This window comes from Candidatus Izemoplasma sp. (assembly GCF_982632705.1).
The window spans coordinates 8,048-8,626 of the sequence record NZ_CEXEES010000062.1 but is presented as its reverse complement, the minus strand read 5'-3'; the positions used below and the strand labels follow the sequence as shown (position 1 = coordinate 8,626).

Sequence of the window (579 nt, the reverse complement as noted above, 5' to 3'; positions counted from 1 at the left end):
GGTGTGTTCTGAATGAAAATCATGGTCGACGCCGAATTCATCAAATACTCTTACACCATCTAAGATACCTAAATATATTTGACCAGTACATAGAAATTCTGTTAAACTCATCGTTAGACCTAATACGAATGTTAATCCGATAACTGCAGCTGTATTTCCCTTGCTTCCTTTTTCGTTCATAGAGTCTGTAAATGTTCTCATGATTCTTTTGTTCATCTTTTGAACCCACTTTGGTAATTGGTTTTTAATTTTTCCATAATCTTCATTTTTACTTACAATAAAATCGTATAAGTTAAACAAGAATAATATAGATACCAAAATAAATATAACCCATGAGACAATAATAGCTAAATTTGAATTTTGTGCGAATGCTTCTAATGCACTTAATAAACCAACTCCTATTAAGAAATATGTTATGAACATTGTGAATATATATGTAATACTGACAAGTATTAAAATTCTTTTATTATCTGTGAAACCTAGAAGAGAGATAAACATCAATAATAATGCAATTGCACAAGGATTAAATCCATCTAATAACCCTGCACCTAATACACCTAAGAACCCTAAGAATCCTTT

At 30.1% G+C, this 579-nt stretch carries 1 protein-coding gene; it reads right to left on the bottom strand.

The window, feature by feature from the left end:
* The coding region (locus AC2LE6_RS07585) for a cytochrome c biogenesis CcdA family protein (RefSeq protein WP_484478665.1) at positions 1-579 on the bottom strand (579 nt) is incomplete at both ends.